This window comes from Bacteroides sp. Phil13, assembly GCF_001940965.1.
In the GTDB taxonomy this organism is placed as follows: Bacteria; Bacteroidota; Bacteroidia; order Bacteroidales; family Bacteroidaceae; genus Bacteroides; species Bacteroides intestinalis.
The window spans coordinates 1-16188 of record NZ_MSHA01000083.1 but is presented as its reverse complement, the minus strand read 5'-3'; the positions used below and the strand labels follow the sequence as shown (position 1 = coordinate 16188).

19 protein-coding genes and 1 tRNA gene are annotated in these 16188 nt (G+C 43.7%); 6 read left to right on the top strand and 14 right to left on the bottom strand.

Annotated features, from left to right (window positions below):
- Positions 1-4 precede the first annotated feature (4 nt).
- The 5 genes from BWI44_RS15745 (at position 5) to BWI44_RS15725 (ending at position 4082) form a co-directional block, all read left to right on the top strand.
- The gene (locus tag BWI44_RS15745) at positions 5-589 is read left to right on the top strand and encodes a hypothetical protein (RefSeq protein ID WP_115502055.1); all 585 of its coding nucleotides are present in this window, start codon (positions 5-7) and stop codon (positions 587-589) included.
- The gene (locus tag BWI44_RS15740; RefSeq protein WP_118308290.1) at positions 576-1148 is read left to right on the top strand and encodes a PepSY-associated TM helix domain-containing protein; all 573 of its coding nucleotides are present in this window, start codon (positions 576-578) and stop codon (positions 1146-1148) included. Before BWI44_RS15745 ends, BWI44_RS15740 begins: the two co-directional genes overlap by 14 nt.
- A gap of 294 nt (positions 1149-1442) precedes the next feature.
- Complete coding sequence (locus BWI44_RS15735; protein WP_195209540.1) at positions 1443-2330, top strand: ABC transporter ATP-binding protein; 888 nt, start codon at positions 1443-1445, stop codon at positions 2328-2330.
- 15 nt (positions 2331-2345) lie between these two features.
- Entirely contained in the window at positions 2346-3014 is a 669-nt protein-coding gene (locus BWI44_RS15730; protein ID WP_138293101.1) for a hypothetical protein, read from the top strand.
- A gap of 36 nt (positions 3015-3050) precedes the next feature.
- A complete protein-coding gene (locus BWI44_RS15725) occupies positions 3051-4082 on the top strand; it encodes a DUF4857 domain-containing protein (RefSeq protein WP_286814974.1) in 1032 nt (343 codons plus the stop codon).
- A gap of 83 nt (positions 4083-4165) precedes the next feature.
- Here the strand turns inward: BWI44_RS15725 and BWI44_RS15720 are convergent, their stop codons facing one another.
- From BWI44_RS15720 to BWI44_RS15710, 3 genes are read right to left on the bottom strand one after another with little or no spacing between them, the layout of a single operon-like run.
- Positions 4166-4837, bottom strand: a complete 672-nt coding sequence (locus BWI44_RS15720) for an RluA family pseudouridine synthase (protein WP_115502059.1) — start codon at positions 4835-4837, stop codon at positions 4166-4168.
- 8 nt (positions 4838-4845) lie between these two features.
- A complete protein-coding gene (gene fabG / locus BWI44_RS15715; RefSeq protein ID WP_021967648.1) occupies positions 4846-5592 on the bottom strand; it encodes a 3-oxoacyl-[acyl-carrier-protein] reductase in 747 nt (248 codons plus the stop codon).
- 23 nt (positions 5593-5615) lie between these two features.
- A complete protein-coding gene (locus BWI44_RS15710; RefSeq protein WP_115502060.1) occupies positions 5616-6203 on the bottom strand; it encodes a TetR/AcrR family transcriptional regulator in 588 nt (195 codons plus the stop codon).
- A 235-nt stretch (positions 6204-6438) separates the two neighbouring features.
- On the opposite strand from BWI44_RS15710, the gene BWI44_RS15705 reads away from it, so the two are divergent.
- A tRNA-Met gene (locus tag BWI44_RS15705) sits at positions 6439-6511 on the top strand.
- Between the two features lie 58 nt (positions 6512-6569).
- Here the strand turns inward: BWI44_RS15705 and BWI44_RS15700 are convergent.
- From BWI44_RS15700 to BWI44_RS15650, 11 genes are all read right to left on the bottom strand, one after another.
- Positions 6570-7394 (bottom strand): hypothetical protein, encoded by an 825-nt coding sequence (locus tag BWI44_RS15700; protein ID WP_007667654.1) that lies wholly within the window; start codon positions 7392-7394, stop codon positions 6570-6572.
- An 11-nt stretch (positions 7395-7405) separates the two neighbouring features.
- On the bottom strand, positions 7406-7774 hold the full coding sequence (locus BWI44_RS15695; RefSeq protein WP_007209418.1) for a GntR family transcriptional regulator: 369 nt from the start codon (positions 7772-7774) through the stop codon (positions 7406-7408).
- Between the two features lie 2 nt (positions 7775-7776).
- Complete coding sequence (locus BWI44_RS15690; RefSeq protein WP_044532960.1) at positions 7777-8616, bottom strand: hypothetical protein; 840 nt, start codon at positions 8614-8616, stop codon at positions 7777-7779.
- A complete protein-coding gene (locus BWI44_RS15685; RefSeq protein ID WP_044532961.1) occupies positions 8613-9467 on the bottom strand; it encodes an ABC transporter ATP-binding protein in 855 nt (284 codons plus the stop codon). Before BWI44_RS15685 ends, BWI44_RS15690 begins: the two co-directional genes overlap by 4 nt.
- A gap of 229 nt (positions 9468-9696) precedes the next feature.
- Positions 9697-11142, bottom strand: a complete 1446-nt coding sequence (locus BWI44_RS15680; RefSeq protein WP_044532962.1) for a tetratricopeptide repeat protein — start codon at positions 11140-11142, stop codon at positions 9697-9699.
- A gap of 5 nt (positions 11143-11147) precedes the next feature.
- Positions 11148-12098, bottom strand: a complete 951-nt coding sequence (locus BWI44_RS15675) for a PstS family phosphate ABC transporter substrate-binding protein (protein ID WP_007667665.1) — start codon at positions 12096-12098, stop codon at positions 11148-11150.
- Positions 12099-12111: 13 nt separating this feature from the next.
- Entirely contained in the window at positions 12112-12927 is an 816-nt protein-coding gene (locus tag BWI44_RS15670) for an energy transducer TonB (protein WP_007667667.1), read from the bottom strand.
- 26 nt (positions 12928-12953) lie between these two features.
- Positions 12954-13610, bottom strand: a complete 657-nt coding sequence (locus tag BWI44_RS15665; protein WP_085930034.1) for an ExbD/TolR family protein — start codon at positions 13608-13610, stop codon at positions 12954-12956.
- A 12-nt stretch (positions 13611-13622) separates the two neighbouring features.
- Positions 13623-14228, bottom strand: a complete 606-nt coding sequence (locus BWI44_RS15660; RefSeq protein ID WP_007667672.1) for an ExbD/TolR family protein — start codon at positions 14226-14228, stop codon at positions 13623-13625.
- A gap of 31 nt (positions 14229-14259) precedes the next feature.
- Complete coding sequence (locus BWI44_RS15655; protein ID WP_007667673.1) at positions 14260-15072, bottom strand: MotA/TolQ/ExbB proton channel family protein; 813 nt, start codon at positions 15070-15072, stop codon at positions 14260-14262.
- A gap of 202 nt (positions 15073-15274) precedes the next feature.
- On the bottom strand, positions 15275-15721 hold the full coding sequence (locus BWI44_RS15650; RefSeq protein WP_022392318.1) for a DUF8440 family protein: 447 nt from the start codon (positions 15719-15721) through the stop codon (positions 15275-15277).
- Between the last annotated feature and the right edge of the window lie 467 nt (positions 15722-16188).

The window sequence follows — 16188 nt, the reverse complement described above, 5'->3', positions numbered from 1 at the left end:
AACAATGAGAACTAAAACATTATCAATCGCAGCCGCCATCATGGCATTATTCTTTATCGGAACTTCTTGCAGCAACAAGCAGAAGAGCACTGAAGAAACCGCAACCACCGAACAGACCTCCGGTGCCATGGAAATAGACGATCTTCTGGCTAACGCCGAGTCACTGACCGACCAGGAAGTCACCATCGAAGGTGTATGTACACATGCCTGCAAGCACGGCGCCACCAAAATCTTCCTGATGGGTAGCGACGACACACAGACCATCCGTGTAGAAGCAGCCAAACTGGGTTCTTTCGATACGAAGTGTGTCAACAGCATCGTTCGCGTCACCGGAACCCTGAAAGAACAACGTGTGGACGAAGCTTATCTGCAACAATGGGAATCACGCTTGAAAGCTGCCGCTGCCGAAAAGCACGGTGAAGGCGAAGCCGGATGCAGCACCGAGAAGAAAGCACGCGGCGAAACAGCCAATACGCCCGAAGCACGTATCGCTGACTTCCGCGCTAAAATAGCCAAGCGTCAGGCCGAATCAGGAAAGCCCTATCTGTCATTCTATTATATGGAAGCCGCCAACTATGAAATTCAGTAAGGCGGGAACCGCATTTCGGAAATGGAGCCGGATAATCCACCGGGACCTCTCATTCTTCTTCTCGGGGATGGTATTGATATATGCCATCTCCGGAATTGTGATGAACCACCGGAATACGATCAATCCTAATTACTCGGTAGAGCGACAGGAATATACCATTACCGAAGTGATGCCCCCGCAGGCCGGAATGAAAAAGGATGATGTCCTGGAGCTGCTGGCACCACTCGGTGAAGAAAAGAACTATACCAAACATTACTTCCCGAAGGAAAACCAGATGAAGGTATTCCTGAAAGGCGGTTCCAACCTGATGGTCAATCTGCAGACCCAGCAAGCCGTTTACGAGAAGCTGACACGTCGTCCGTTGATAAGCGCCCTGACCAAGCTGCATTACAATCCCGGAAGATGGTGGACTCACTTCGCAGATGTGTTTGCCGTAGGACTCATCATTATTACCGTCACGGGAATGGTGATGCTGAAAGGACCAAAAGGCTTGTGGGGACGCGGAGGTATAGAACTTGCAGCAGGTATACTGATTCCGTTACTTTTTCTATTTCTATAAACGACTCAAGCTTCGCATATAGCCCGAGGTATAAACATTGGTTAGCAGTCTAATTATCAAAGCATTGCATTTACCAAACATTTACCGCAAGAGGTAAAAGCATTTACCGCCGCATGTAACGACCTTTACCCCGTATTGTAACGCTCTTTACCTCGGTATGTAACGGTCTTTACCCCGGCATGTAAATGGAGTTACCATTTGGGGTAAACAGAATTACCTACAGGAGTTCCGAGATCAATCCATGCAGCTAACGAGTAATTAAAATAGGTTCAATACTAAAAACAAAAGATATCAATGGAGAATATCATTGAATGCAATAACCTGACGCACTATTATGGCAAACGGTTAATTTACGAAAACCTCAGCTTCAGCGTGCCTAAAGGGCGCATCCTGGGACTGCTGGGGAAGAATGGTACAGGAAAAACCACAACGATCAATATATTGAGCGGTTACCTGAAACCCCGCTCCGGCCAATGTTCCATCTTCGGACAGGACATTCAGGCCATGCATCCTTCGACGCGCCGTAATATCGGCCTGCTCATCGAGGGACACGTGCAATATCAGTTCATGACCATCCGGGAGATTGAGAAGTTTTATTCTGCTTTCTATCCAGGACAGTGGCGCAAAGAAGCGTACTACGACCTGATGGACAAACTGAAAGTAGCTCCCGGACAACGCATCTCGCGTATGTCGTGCGGACAACGTTCGCAAGTGGCACTGGGACTTATCCTGGCACAAAACCCGGAATTGCTGGTACTGGACGATTTCTCTCTCGGTCTGGATCCCGGCTACCGCCGTCTCTTCGTGGACTATCTGCGTGACTATGCCCGCTCGGAAAACAAAACTGTTTTCCTGACCTCACACATCATTCAGGATATGGAACGCCTGGTAGACGACTGCATCATCATGGATTATGGACGTATCCTCATCCAGCAGCCCGTAAAGGAACTGCTGGACACGATACGCCGCTATACCTGCACGTTGCCCGAAGGTTACAAGATGCCGGAAGATAAGGATTTCTACCATCCGTCTCTTATCAGAAATACGCTGGAAACCTTCTCGTTCCTGCCTCAACAAGAAGTTGAGACTCGTTTCAAAGCCCTGCAAGTGCCTTACAGCGATTTGAAATGCGAGACTGTAAACCTGGAAGATGCTTTTATCGGACTAACGGGAAAATACTAATAACCAATAACTATTATGAACGCTATATTTTATAAAGAATGGATTAAAACCCGCTGGTATCTGTTGCTTGCACTGCTGGTAACGCTCGGTTTTGCCGGATACTCAATGTTGCGCATCAACCGTGTTGCCAGCATGAAAGGTGTGGAACACGTTTGGGAAGTTATGCTGTCACGGGATACCGTATTCGTGGATTTACTGGAATTTATTCCTCTATTGGTCGGGATACTGCTTGCTCTGGTACAATTCGTACCCGAAATGCACCATAAATGTCTGAAACTGACATTACACCTGCCCTACCCGCAACTGCGGATGATTAACCTGATGCTGCTCTACGGACTGGTAGTGTTACTTATCTGCTTTGCCGCCAACTACCTGCTGATGACGGTTTACATGCAAGGCGTCCTGGCTCCGGAACTTTATTTGCGGATTCTGCTGACAGCTCTTCCCTGGTATCTGGCAGGTATTGCCGCTTATCTTCTGATTTCGTGGATATGCCTGGAACCGACCTGGAAACGCCGCGTCCTCAATCTGGTAATCTCTGTATTGCTGTTGCGTATCTTCTTCCTGGCTCCGGCACCGGAAGCCTACAACGCTTTCCTGCCTTGGATGGCAATCTACACCTTGCTCACGGCAAGTCTCTCATGGCTTTCCATTGCACGGTTCAAGGCAGGAGAACAAGATTAACAGGTTATACATTCACTATTAAGAACGAAAAAGACAATGAAACGTTTTAGTCAAATATTCTTATACATCACCATTGCATTGCTCATTATCTGGCAGTTGCCTTGGTGTTATTCTTTCTTTGCGGCAAAGCCATCGAAAGTTCCTTTCTCCATGTACAGTTGTGTCCTCGGCGACTTCCTCTCCATGGGCAATGAAGATGGCAAAGGCGTGGTACGGCGCGACCAGTCCGGTAATGTATATACACAGGAGCAGACGGACAGTATTCTCCCGTTCTTCTACATGCGCCAGCTTATGGCGGATGAGCGGTTCCCGGACAGCATCAATGGTGTTGCCGTCACTCCGCGCGAAGTGCAGCTTACGAATTTCAGCTTCCGCTCGGCAGCTTCGGATATCAATGCCTCCAAGATAGAACTTTATCCTTTGCTGGAGAGTATGTCGGGACGCGTGGATCTGACTATGCCCGATGATGTGTTCCGTATCACCTCGAAAGGAATTGAATTTATCGGTATGAAAACCAATACGGTAGATGCTGACAAAAGCCAACTGTTCACAGAGGCTATGGTGAAGAAAGGGTTTAAATTCCCTGCCCGCCGGTTGGCTGGTAATCCCACCACTCGCAAGGAGTACGATGAAGGTTATCTGATTTTAGACAATGAAGGAAGACTTTTCCATCTGAAACAAACGAAAGGACGCCCGTATGTACGTGCTATTTCCCTGCCGGAAGGCTTAAATGCGAAGTATCTTTTCATCACGGAGTTCAAGGACCGCAAGACGCTGGGTTTCCTGACGGATATGGATAACAACTTCTATGTGCTGAACAATAAGACTTATGATGTGGTCAAGACCGGAGTTCCTTCCTTCAACCCTGAAGAGGATGCCCTGTCTATCTTCGGGAATATGTTCGACTGGACGGTTTGTGTGAAAACAGCCGATGCGGACGAATATTATGCACTGGATGCGGATGATTATTCGCTTATCAAGTCCATCAGCTTCCCAAGAAAGAGTAACAGCATACCGGGATTACGTTTTACTTCCTCTCAGGATAAATATGTGAAGCCACGCTTCTGATAAGAGGGTAAAGCCATAAATAGAAATGCGTCAAAAAACAGGATAGTCTTTTGACGCATTTCTATTTTATAGTAAGCTCTTTCCTATATCATCTGAAAGCCTTGCCAAAGATTCGTCGGCGGCACAGGTGCCTCCACTTCAATCATTTCTTTAGATACCGGATGCACAAAACTGATACGACGTGCATGCAGGCAAATACTTCCATCCGGATTGGAACGGGCAAAGCCATACTTCAAGTCTCCCTTGATAGGACATCCCATCTTTGCCAGCTGGCATCGTATCTGATGATGCCGCCCGGTCTTCAGATCCACCTCCAACAGAAAGTAATTATCCGACTTACCTATCAACCGATAGTGCAGGATAGCCTTTTTACTCTTCGGCACTTCCTTATCATAAGCATAACTTTTGTTCTGCTTCTCATTGCGCACCAGATAGTTCACCAATTCTCCTTCCGGCTCCTTCGGGGCATTCTTTACGATAGCCCAGTAAGTCTTCTTCACCTCACTGTTCTTGAACATTTCATTGAGGCGGGACAACGCCTTGCTGGTCTTGGCAAATACAACAAGACCGCTCACGGGGCGGTCCAGCCGGTGGGTAACACCGATGAAGACATTACCGGGTTTCTGGTATTTCTCCTTCAGATACTGCTTTACGATTTCCGAAAGCGGCGTATCCCCCGTCTTGTCTCCCTGAACGATCTCGGAAGCGGTCTTGTTGACTATAATGATATGATTGTCCTCGTATACGACAGTCATACGCTTTCTTACATATTCATACCACCATCTACCTGAATCACCTGTCCTGATACATAAGAAGACATATCAGAAGCCAGGAAGGTAGCAATGTTTGCCACGTCTTCGGGAGTACCGCCACGACGCAAAGGAATCTTCTTTGCCCATTCAGCTCTTACCTCGTCAGACAATGCAGCAGTCATATCAGTCAGTATAAAGCCCGGAGCGATAGCGTTGGCACGGATACCGCGAGAACCTAATTCCTGTGCGATAGATTTAGCCAAGGCAATCATACCTGCTTTGGAAGCTGCATAGTTGGCTTGTCCGGCATTGCCGTGAACACCTACTACAGAAGCCATATTGATAATGCTACCAGCTTTCTGGCGCATCATAATCGGAGTACAAGCATGAATGAAGTTGAAAGCGGATTTCAAGTTAACGTTGATAACCATATCCCATTGTTGCTCGCTCATACGCATCATCAGACCGTCACGGGTGATACCTGCATTGTTTACCAAAATATCGATGCGCCCAAAGTCTGCATGAATAGCTTCTACCACCTTGGCAGTATCTTCAAAATTAGCAGCGTTTGAAGCATAACCTTTAGCTTTCACGCCCATTGCTTCAATTTCCTTTGCCGTATTCTCTGCATTTTCATCAATCACCAGGTCAGTGAATGCGATATTTGCTCCTTCAGAAGCGAACTTTAATGCGATAGCCTTACCGATACCGCGTGCAGCACCGGTTACAATGGCTGTTTTTCCTTCTAATAATCCCATACTTTTTAAATTATTGATTAAAGTTATTCTTTTCTACGCAGTGCCCCGAACACGATGTTCTCAACGTATTGTCCACGTGTTTCATCGGTCAGTTTAGCACCTATATGCCCACGTATGTAAGGCACTTCAATACCTTTCACACTGTAATGCACCAATTCGGCAGTCATGTCGATATCGTCAACCTGAAACACCCCTTTCTCCACGCCCTCACGGAGAACATCCTTGAAAAGCTGTATTTCTTTGGCATCAAAACGTTTTCGCACCTTCTCTACCCTCCATATATCACGGAAAAAGGTAGCACGGAGTGTTCCATTCCGGTACACCACCTCTTTCACGGCATCCAGGCGGGTATAAATCATTTCAATTATCTTCTGATCGGGAGAGATGTCTTTCTCTACTACCCTCTTCATTATATCCGAAAGGATGTCCAGCTCCGATTCGACAACAGCCATATAGATCTCTTCCTTACTTTTAAAATAGGTATAGAGCGTTCTTCTACCTTTCTTAGAAGCAAGGGCGATATCGTTCATCGTGGTATTCTCAACACCCATCTTTGCAAATAGCTGACGGGCTACATCCACTAATTTAGCTTTTGTCTTCGATACGGCCATATATTAATAATTGCACATTGCTTAATAATTTGAGCAAAAGTAAAACATTTCTGTATACCACACAAGAAAACGCAGATTTTATTAACATTCGGTCACAGGAAGAGGATAAAAAAGCATATTTACTATAAAGCTACTTATCAACATGTTAGGCTATATGTTACACTTTTTAGGAAAAATAAGATGGATTTTATTTGTTTATTCCACAAAAAGCCGTACCTTTGCACCCGTTAAACATCGCGGAGTGGAGCAGTTGGTAGCTCGTTGGGCTCATAACCCAAAGGTCATTCGTTCGAGTCGGATCTCCGCAACTAAATAAAAAAGACCGTTTCTCAACGGCCTTTTTTCGTATTCTAGCAATACCTATTGTTATTTCACAACTACTGTCGCTGCTTCTTTCAACTTTATATCCAATGAAGCGCCTTCCGATTGAGGCATCCAAAGTACCTGTCGACATTCGCCTTTCTCCAAAGTACATTTTTGATTACCATGAGCATATAGATATTCCGTATCAACATGGAAAGAACTTGCATTCACATTCCAACTCCGTATCCCGTTCAAATGAAGATACAAATTGTCCGCTTTGCCAGTATTAAACAACCACGCACCATTCTGGACTGTTAGAGCTCTAAAATTACAGTCATTTATGGTAGCATAATCTTGCACCATCAAAGACAATGAATCGCGGGTTAACCCTTCAACAGTCATTTTTTGAGCTTCAAGACTGGTCTGTAAGAACTGAACATGATCCGGCAGAGCTATAGTCATCTCTTCGGAGCGTAAATAAAGCCAATACAGGTCATGATATTTCTTTTCAAGCTTATCATTAGGAAAATCAAATACGATACGTAATGTATCTCCAACTGAGTTCATCGTCATAAATTCATCCATACCGGAAGCATAAGTGAAAGTTCCCTGTCCAGCTTCGGCAGGAGTAATTTTCAAAGGGAGCTCTCCAAATGCCGGCATTCTTATTCCCTTCTTTTCGCCCTCGCCGGTAGTGATGATATTTCTAATTGCCACCATCTGTATAACTTTGCATTCCGGCAGTTGAACCGTCTTCTTTTCTCCTTTAATATCCAGGAAATTATTATCCCAACCTGTAACTTGCATAGAGGCGTAGAATATGCCAGCGCACACCACAACCAATCCGGTAAGCAACATTCCAAATATTATATAAGTTGTTCGTTTCATAATCTTCTTCTTTATTTTTGTTTCTTACTAAATTCCCGATACATAGCGGACATATCTTCCGCCGAAATACCGAGGGTATACATCTGCTTAAAGAAATAATCTACTTCTTCTTTGAGGAAATACTCTTTGCGCAATGAAAGGATTAACGCGCGAGCACCGGAAGCAACAAAATAACCGATACCACGTTTGTTATAGATAACTTCCTGCGATTGCAGATAATCGTATGAACGCATCACCGTATTGGCGTTCACCTCTACCACAGCTGCATATTCTCTGACGGATGGTATGCGTTCCTCTTCCCGATATTGCCCGAGAAGTACCTCGTCACAAATGCGATCTGCTATTTGAAGATAGATGGCTTTACTTTCTTTAAAATTCATACTTACCAGCGGTTAATGATTTCAGACTCTTTGAAACGGAAATAAGCAACTACCCAGTTGAAGATAGCCATTACGAAAAAGACAACCGTTGACAGATGCATCATAGCTTCATCCGACATTGTTTGATGTACTCCATGCCCACCACGTCCTTCAAACAAGATTTTCGCCAATACCGATCCTATTGCTACATAAACTATGATGATAACAATGACAGCTGAGAATGTCTTAACAAACGAGTTTCTTGGCCAGATGCTACTGCCCAATATAAATATAGACTGAGCAAAAAAGTATCCGCTTAATGCCATCAGAAGACCATCCCAAGTTTGGAGACCTGTCCAATAATATCCGGAACTCCCTAAATAGGAAAGCGGAGCAGAAGCAATAATCCCTTTCAATTCCGGATAACTCACCATGTAGATTATCACACGTGTCCAGTCAGCCAATTTAAAAGCAATCAGAAAGACTATGAGAAAACCGAAAGTAAATACCAACCAGCGAGAGAGAAACTTCTCAAACATCGTTGCAGGCGTCATCAGCACTGCTATCCGGTTTGTTTTAGTCTTCATTCGTTCCATGACAAACGAAGCACTCAGCAAACCCATAATAACTATAGCCCAAAGAAAGATAGTCAATTCAAAGTACCAGATAGGGTCTTGCTCCACCCCTCCGTTAATCATTCCCTGAGGATATTTATATCGAAAATATCCGTTCCATACGAAAGCAATCGCCATTATGCCATACATCATTACGAAGCGGAGCAAATTTGCCTTCCAACTCTCCACCATTTCTTTGCGACATAAGTTCACAAAACGGGGTGCACTAAAAAAGGTATCGCGTATCATTGTTCATTCTGTTTAGGGTGAAACATTCCTTTTATTTTCTCAGGGTCCGTAAGCGCAGCACCGAACAACAATTCAAGATTGATCTCCGACTCTTCATTATCCGTATTCGGCAACATCAGGAAATTACCCTGTATGGAAGGAAGCGTGTAAATTGCTGCTTCTGTCAATTCGCGGTCATCACTTTCAACGAAAAGAAACTTACTACAGATGTTGGCAGTGGATGCGTCAAGCAACACATGACTATTATCCATGATCACCACATGATCCAGTATCTTATCAATATCCCGCACCTGATGGGTAGAGATAATAATAGTTCTATCGTCTGACATGCCCGAAGCAATAAACTTACGGAACTGGCTCTTACCCGGAATATCAAGACCATTGGTCGGTTCATCCATAATCAGCAGTGAGGTGTGGGTAGCCAATGCAAAGCTCATAAAGACTTTCTTCTTCTGCCCCATAGACAAGGCTCCCAAATCAATATCCTGCTCCATTTCGAAGTAATGCAGGTATTTCACCATGTCTTCCTTACTGAAACGGGGATAGAACTGACTATTCAGCTCCACGTAACTGACTAAAGATATAGAAGGTAATTCAAATTCTTCGGGAACCAGGAACATATCCTGTAGTGTGATAGGCAACCGACGGCGTACATCGGTATCATGATACATTATTTTCCCACTCTTAGGAGTAAGCAAACCGCTCATCAGATAAAGCAGTGTAGATTTGCCGGCACCGTTCTTTCCCAGTAACCCGTATACCCTACCTCTCTCTAATGAGAGCGAAAAATCGTGCAGGACTTCTTTTTTGCCCCGACGATAACTGAACGAAATGTTTTCTACCTGTAGCATACTTATATGTTTTTATAGGTGGCAAGGAAACAAGATACAAGGAGAAGGCCTTGTCAACTGGTATCTGATACCTTGCTAATTCCAATATTAGTGTATTAGTTTATTAGTACACCGCAAAGGTAGATAATCTTTTTAATAATCCAAACATTTACAGAAAAAAACATAAAAAAAGGAGGAGCTAAGAATCACTCTCCACTCCTCCCGACACGACAAACAACTAAAATTGTTGCTATTTGATGCCTTCCAACGCCTTTTTGGCAGTAGCATTGGTGGGGTCTATAGCCAGAATTTTATTCCAGAACTCTTTCGAAGTAGGATAGTCGCTCTTTAACAGATAGTAGTAGCCCAGATAACTGTAGCACTCTATCAACGCAGAGTTATACTTCGGTTCATTTTTACTCAGCAGCATGTCCATTACCTTTTCGTAATAAGGTTTCGCCAGCCCGTCAGTAGTTTCGGGGTCCATGGCAGAATTGGTCCGGGCACGCCACATTTCTCCCAGATAACTGTCGGGAGCTTGTTCGGAAACAAGGGTGAACACAGAGTCAGCAGACTGCAATGCCAGTTTACGGTCGGCAGGCTGCACGGCGAGCGAGTCCGAAGACGTGCCCTGTCCGTAATAAAGACGTCCTAACTGGAATAATGTTTCAGGAGTCTTCTTGTCTTTGGCTAATGCATCGTAGTATTTCCGATACGCAGCAATAGCCTCTGCATAATTATTATTCATTTCATGGGCATCGGAGATTTCACGCCACAAGTCTACTTGCGTACCATCTTTCTCTAATGCTTTACCATATTCTATAATAGCTTCATCGTATTTCTTCAATGCACTCAGCAGAGCACCATAATAACGGTAATCCAAGTAAGAATAATCAGCACGGTCCGAAGCATTAAAGAAAGCATGAGCAGCCTTCTCCGCATCTTCATAGCGTTTCAGATCCGTATTGTTATACATGACAAGACGGTTGAAAGCAGCGTGACGGGCATTCTTCTGCAAGCCTTTCTGAGCAACCTGTAATGACTTCTCAAAATCATGATTAAGGAACAGTGCAAAAGCATATTTCAGCATATCATCTTCCGTAGCAAGAGGCGTATCGATGAACTTAGCATACATTTCAGCAGCCTTGCCGAAACGATTGCTGGAATAGTATACCTCCGCCAGTTCCCTATCGGCTTCCAGACAATTCGGATCTACAGTTTTGAGTTGTTCCAACTTCTCAATAGCCAGTGCAGGACTAGCAGACTTATAAGCCTGTGCATACTTCAGATAAGCCTCCTTACAATTCGGGTCAAAATAGATGGCTTGCTCATAAAGCTGGCAAGCTTGCCCTATATTTTTTTGTGCAAGAGCAATATCACCCTCCAACACAGATACCTTGGGATCTTTATTATCGGCTTTCTTTGCCATTGCCAGGTATTCCTGAGCTTCGGTAAGCTTCCCGGCATCCAGATAAACATGGGCTACGGAAGTTACAAGATCCACATTCTTTTTGTTTTTCCCTTTCAGCAATTCCCCTACTTCTTCAGAAGCTTGTGCAGGATTTGTCTGAATCAGGCTTTTCATTTTATCTACCCCAGCCTGCCATTCAGGTACAGGCGTTTGTGCGGAAAGTGTGCCGGCCAACAGCAACGCTCCCATACTAAGAACTAACATCGTTTTCATAATAGCATTCATTTTAGTTATTTATCTTTTATATTCACCACCCGTACCGGTTGGGTAGCGGGTACTAATCCCGACTTTAAAATAATCCGCTGTCCCCGGTCGGATGCGAGGAAAGAAGCAAATCCCCACGGAAGTGCACTTCGCGGATCGTTCAACAGGGCATAGATGCTGCGTGTCAACGGATAATCACCGTAAAACAAATATGCCTGATAGGGTTTGAAACTGTTTTCCGGCGTTGCCTTGTCGGCAGCGCTGACGGACATCACCCGTACTTCTTTGCTGAAGGAGAGTCCAGTACTGTCATTGCGGTCGCTCAGCCAATTCACGCCGATAATACCGATAGCATCAGGAGTCTTTGACACAAAGTCGATGACCTCTCTATTAGTCTTCAACGCCTTTATCTGGTCTGACAGTGGGGCACCCTTACAAATAGAATCTACAGCAAAACGAACGGTACTGGAATTCTTGTTATCAAATACCAGACGAATATCTTTCAGCTGGGATGCCGGATAAATTTCTCTCCATTGTGTGGTCTTTCCCGTCAGGATGTCGCGAATATCATTCACGGTAATTAGCGTATCAGGATTATCTTTATTGGTAATCAACGCTAACCCATCCGTAGCAATCTTTATCTCCTGCGGGAAGAACTTCCGGCTGTTGAAAGAGTTCATCTCCTCCGGTGTCAGTCTGCGGCTGGTGATTGCCAACCGCAGGCTGTCCTTGAGCAATAGATTGACGGCTTCTACTTCCGTCACATAACGGGGCACAATTCCTGCCAAAGGAAATACACCTTCAAATACATCCACCTCTTCCTGCACGATAGGCTGGAAACTTTCGTCCGCAGCAATTGCTATCACGCCGGAAGTGTACGTATCCGTCAGTCCGTCCTTGGACTTACTTTGGCAGGCAGACACTAGAATCAGTATCACCGCCAAACCTAAAAGTTGAAGTTGTTTCACCGTTTTCATGACACACACATTATTATTGCAACTTAAACACAACTGGTATTGTATACTTCACCGACACTGCTTTACCATTCTGCTTACCGGGAATCCACTTCGGCATAGACATGATCACGCGGACAGCTTCTTTGTCCAGATAAGGGTCTACACCTCTCAGTACATTCACATCACGTACACGTCCGTCGGCACCCACCACAAACTGGCAAGTTACACGGCCTTGTGTTCCGTTTTCCTGAGCGATAGTCGGATACTTCATGTTCTTGCTGATGAACTGCATCATCTCTGTCTGACCACCGGGGAACTGAGGCATTTGCTCTACCATATCGAAAACCTTTTCAGGTTCCGGTTCAGCCTGTGTTACCACTTGCTTCAGGTCGGCAATATCCTTACCATGCTCTTCGTCATTACCTTTCACGTCAGCGATAGAAATAGTCACCTTCGTTTCCGCCAATTCATGCTGGCTCTTAATTTCATCCTCATCTCTCACTTCCTCGTCTTTCTTGATGACGGGAGCCGTAAATTTGATAGAACTCTTCAGTGCAGGAGGCGGGGGAGCAACCGGCTCCACTCTTTTCATTTCTTCCTGCTTAATTTCCGGTTCTTCCAATTGAGATAAGGTAGTCACCTCAGTCATCACTTCTTTCTGTTTCGGCGTAGCCATCTTAATCAAGGTAGGGATACTGAATCCTACCAATGCGATGACGATCACCAGTATCACAGCAATGTTATGACGCTTCGGAGATTTCTCTCTTAACTGATAAGCACCATAGGCTTTATTCTTGCCACTGAATATCAGGTCACACCATTCCGAAGAACTTAAATCTACTTTAGCCATATTCTTACTTTTTTAGGTGTTACACATTATTCGGCAATGTTCTGCGACAATTCTCCCTTGCTATCATAGTTCTTTATCAGGAACTCATCGGCTTCGGCGATATCCGTAATCACATACTTACCTATATTACATATCTGCATTTCATCGAGTGCATCAATCAGATTCTTGTACGAAGCATCATCTGTGGCTTTGATAATTACGGTCGGAGTATCCTTTCCGCTCTTAATTTCACCCAGTTTCTTCGTAAATTCTTCCTCTGATATCTTAAGATCCAGTTTCTGCTGTTTCAAGTTATTCACTTCATTTACAGCAGCTCTATTACGTTGCAAAAGCATTGCTCTCAGACCGTCCGCTTGATAGGTTGTTTCCTTCAGCGAACTGTAGTCCTTATAGTTGGGCTCTCCATCGTAATAATACAATTTATTGTCACCTCCCAACAGTAATGTGATAGCCTGTGAAGCCTTCACTTTCGACTGCTGTTCTTCTGTGACGTTCTTATCATTGCTCGGCATGCTTATCTCCATAGTCTGAGGTTTACTCAGTGAAGTACAAAGCATAAAGAAGGTAATCAGCAACATATTCATGTCCACCATCGGTGTAAAGTCCACCCTGACGGTCATTTTCTTTTGCTTATTTTTTCCGCCTTTTTTCTTATTGCCGCTTTCTTGTATTTCAGCCATAATATTTCCTTTCTGTTAGTCTTCAGAAGTAGTCTTCAGAGAAGTAATCAGGTTATACCGGTTCTCTCTGAGGTCCTGAAGTGAGTTCATCACATTCTTGATTACGGAATAAGGAGTATTGGCATCCGCCTTGATGGCGATACGTAAATCTTTGTTCGTAGCACGGGCATTACGTACCCAAGCTTTAAACTGATTATCGATACTGTCGGTAGGTATCCCCTCATTCTTTAACACAGCGTCTTGCTGATCCTGCGGCAAATCGAGGTACTTCTTCATACTCTTCATCGGCACTCCGAAAGTAGATGCCAGTGAGAATTTCTTAGTTTCCTCCGGAGTGAAAGTCACCCCATATTCTTGCCCCATTGCTTCCAGCACCTCGCGCAAGTCAGACTGTTTGTCCAGACTCATAAACACTTTTCCGTCCGGATCGACCAATATCTGCAGGATATTCGTTTCCGGGATCTTAATCTCGGATACGGAGGCCGGAGTGGTAACTTGTACCGGCTCTTTCTTCACGAACGTAGACGTCAGCATGAAGAATGTCAGCAGCAATACAGTTACGTCACTCATCGCCGTCATGTCGATGAACGTACTTTTCTTTTTTATTTTCGCTCTACCCATAATTGTAGTATTTTAAAAGGGTTCGACCGATCTATTTATGCGTAGCTGCAAATGTCTGCACAATAGAGAAACCAACCTCGTCAAGGCTGTAAGTTAACTTATCAATCTTATTGGTATAATAGTTATAGGAGATAACGGCCAATGCACCGGTTAAGATACCGAAAGCAGTATTAATCAAAGCCTCGGAAATACCTTGTGACAATGCCATTGAGTCAGCAGAACCTCCGGCAGCCAAAGCGGCAAACGAACGGATCATACCGATAACCGTACCAAGCAATCCCATCAATGTACCCAGAGTAGTGATAGTACCGATAATAGGTAAATTCTGCTCCATCATTGGCAATTCCAGTGCAGTAGCTTCTTCCAGCTCTTTCTGGATAGCAAGCAACTTCTGGTCTTTGGCAAGAGTCGTATCATTTTCCATTTCAGCATACTTCTTCAGAGTAGCATTTACTACATTAGCAACAGAACCACGTTGATTGTCACAAAGTTCCTGAGCCTTCTTCATATCGCCAGCAGCCAGAGCAGCTTTAATGTTAGCAACGAATTTAGCCAATGAACCTTTACCGAAAGCAGCACCAATTGCAATGTAGCGTTCAATACTCAGTGCGATAACAGTCAGCAAGAGAGTCTGAATAACCGGAACGATGAATCCACCTTTATAGATAGTACCGAGGAAGTTCCCTGGCAGCGGATGATTGTTCGGGTCATTGTTCATAAAGTTAGAGGGATTTCCCAACACAAAGTGAAAAATAAGCACGGCAACGATAAAGCAAATTACGATTACCCAACCGGCTGATTTGATGCCTTTAAAAGAGGCAGATTTCTTTTGAATAGTTTCCATGATGAAAAATTTAAATGGGTTTGTATTAAAATTGATTTTTAAAAATTATGCGCATGGATATAGTTCTCCCCTTCACAGCATGAACACGCCGCTAACACCCGTATAACCCACCCCAAGACATAGGGTTGTAAAAGGTCACCTACTTTCAGCCATATTTAGGGAAAGGAGTAAAGGGAAAAAGGAAAAACTAATAAAAGGAAGTTTAAATCACAATCCGCCGCAAAGTATAGATGTAGTATTCACTACTAAAAGAAGTGTAATGCGGATCTTTATCTGAATAGTATAATTTAGATTGATCGTGTACCAATAAGTTATGGTGAGATGAAATTAACAGAATCCCCTTCATAAAAGATGCAGTTTCAACAGCTCTGCGAAAACGATAGGGATTAAAAGAATATCTTTCAGAGATAGGTTTGTTTCCAAGTTCTGCATCCGTAGTCCACATAAACTTGGAATTAGTAAATAAGCTTCGTGTATTATTAGCGACATTATCTGAAGAAGCATTCTTTAATGATGATGAAGAAGCACTCACCTCACATGTAGATGCTGCTTTATCAACCATCCCCGTAAAGTTGACGGCTCTGCTACTGAGACTATAGGTCACCATAAGTAGCACAAATACCAAGAATGTCTTTACAGTTGTTCTCATGTCGCTTTCAATTCTATTAGTAACAACAGCTAATGACTGTTTTTTGTTTTACTAAAATCGAATTTTCTTTTAATAAAAAAATAATGTTCAGTAAATAAAGGATTTATAGTACCTTTTAAGACGAAGTAAAGGTACGAATAAAACACCAAATACGAAAGCAAAGATAAGATATAATTTCTTGATTTTAAGTAGTTTTAATCATTAATTCCGAACTATAATCAGGTGCTATTACAAGATAATACAACAATGCATATTCTATTATAAGTATGCAATTAAAATGTAAAAACAGCACTAAATATTCTTTCCATCAGTACACAAAAGATAGGGGAGTAGGTGAGAAAAAGGTTCCTTATTCTTATTATTAATAGGCAGTATATTGTTTACCTGCCACCTCTTCCTGCAGGTACTCTTCCTCCAGGAGGAGGAGAATTGAATAGAACAGTAGGGGGTATAAATACAAAAAGCCC

What these genes read in the sequence shown, in the direction of transcription:
- BWI44_RS15745 (WP_115502055.1), top strand. Translation starts at nt 5, where the DNA reads ATGAGAACTAAAACATTATCAATCGCAGCCGCCATCATGGCATTATTC.
- BWI44_RS15740 (WP_118308290.1), top strand. Translation starts at nt 576, where the DNA reads ATGAAATTCAGTAAGGCGGGAACCGCATTTCGGAAATGGAGCCGGATA.
- BWI44_RS15735 (WP_195209540.1), top strand. Translation starts at nt 1,443, where the DNA reads ATGGAGAATATCATTGAATGCAATAACCTGACGCACTATTATGGCAAA.
- BWI44_RS15730 (WP_138293101.1), top strand. Translation starts at nt 2,346, where the DNA reads ATGAACGCTATATTTTATAAAGAATGGATTAAAACCCGCTGGTATCTG.
- BWI44_RS15725 (WP_286814974.1), top strand. Translation starts at nt 3,051, where the DNA reads ATGAAACGTTTTAGTCAAATATTCTTATACATCACCATTGCATTGCTC.
- BWI44_RS15720 (WP_115502059.1), bottom strand. Translation starts at nt 4,837, where the DNA reads ATGACTGTCGTATACGAGGACAATCATATCATTATAGTCAACAAGACC.
- fabG (WP_021967648.1), bottom strand. Translation starts at nt 5,592, where the DNA reads ATGGGATTATTAGAAGGAAAAACAGCCATTGTAACCGGTGCTGCACGC.
- BWI44_RS15710 (WP_115502060.1), bottom strand. Translation starts at nt 6,203, where the DNA reads ATGGCCGTATCGAAGACAAAAGCTAAATTAGTGGATGTAGCCCGTCAG.
- BWI44_RS15700 (WP_007667654.1), bottom strand. Translation starts at nt 7,394, where the DNA reads ATGAAACGAACAACTTATATAATATTTGGAATGTTGCTTACCGGATTG.
- BWI44_RS15695 (WP_007209418.1), bottom strand. Translation starts at nt 7,774, where the DNA reads ATGAATTTTAAAGAAAGTAAAGCCATCTATCTTCAAATAGCAGATCGC.
- BWI44_RS15690 (WP_044532960.1), bottom strand. Translation starts at nt 8,616, where the DNA reads ATGATACGCGATACCTTTTTTAGTGCACCCCGTTTTGTGAACTTATGT.
- BWI44_RS15685 (WP_044532961.1), bottom strand. Translation starts at nt 9,467, where the DNA reads ATGCTACAGGTAGAAAACATTTCGTTCAGTTATCGTCGGGGCAAAAAA.
- BWI44_RS15680 (WP_044532962.1), bottom strand. Translation starts at nt 11,142, where the DNA reads ATGAATGCTATTATGAAAACGATGTTAGTTCTTAGTATGGGAGCGTTG.
- BWI44_RS15675 (WP_007667665.1), bottom strand. Translation starts at nt 12,098, where the DNA reads ATGAAAACGGTGAAACAACTTCAACTTTTAGGTTTGGCGGTGATACTG.
- BWI44_RS15670 (WP_007667667.1), bottom strand. Translation starts at nt 12,927, where the DNA reads ATGGCTAAAGTAGATTTAAGTTCTTCGGAATGGTGTGACCTGATATTC.
- BWI44_RS15660 (WP_007667672.1), bottom strand. Translation starts at nt 14,228, where the DNA reads ATGGGTAGAGCGAAAATAAAAAAGAAAAGTACGTTCATCGACATGACG.
- BWI44_RS15655 (WP_007667673.1), bottom strand. Translation starts at nt 15,072, where the DNA reads ATGGAAACTATTCAAAAGAAATCTGCCTCTTTTAAAGGCATCAAATCA.
- BWI44_RS15650 (WP_022392318.1), bottom strand. Translation starts at nt 15,721, where the DNA reads ATGAGAACAACTGTAAAGACATTCTTGGTATTTGTGCTACTTATGGTG.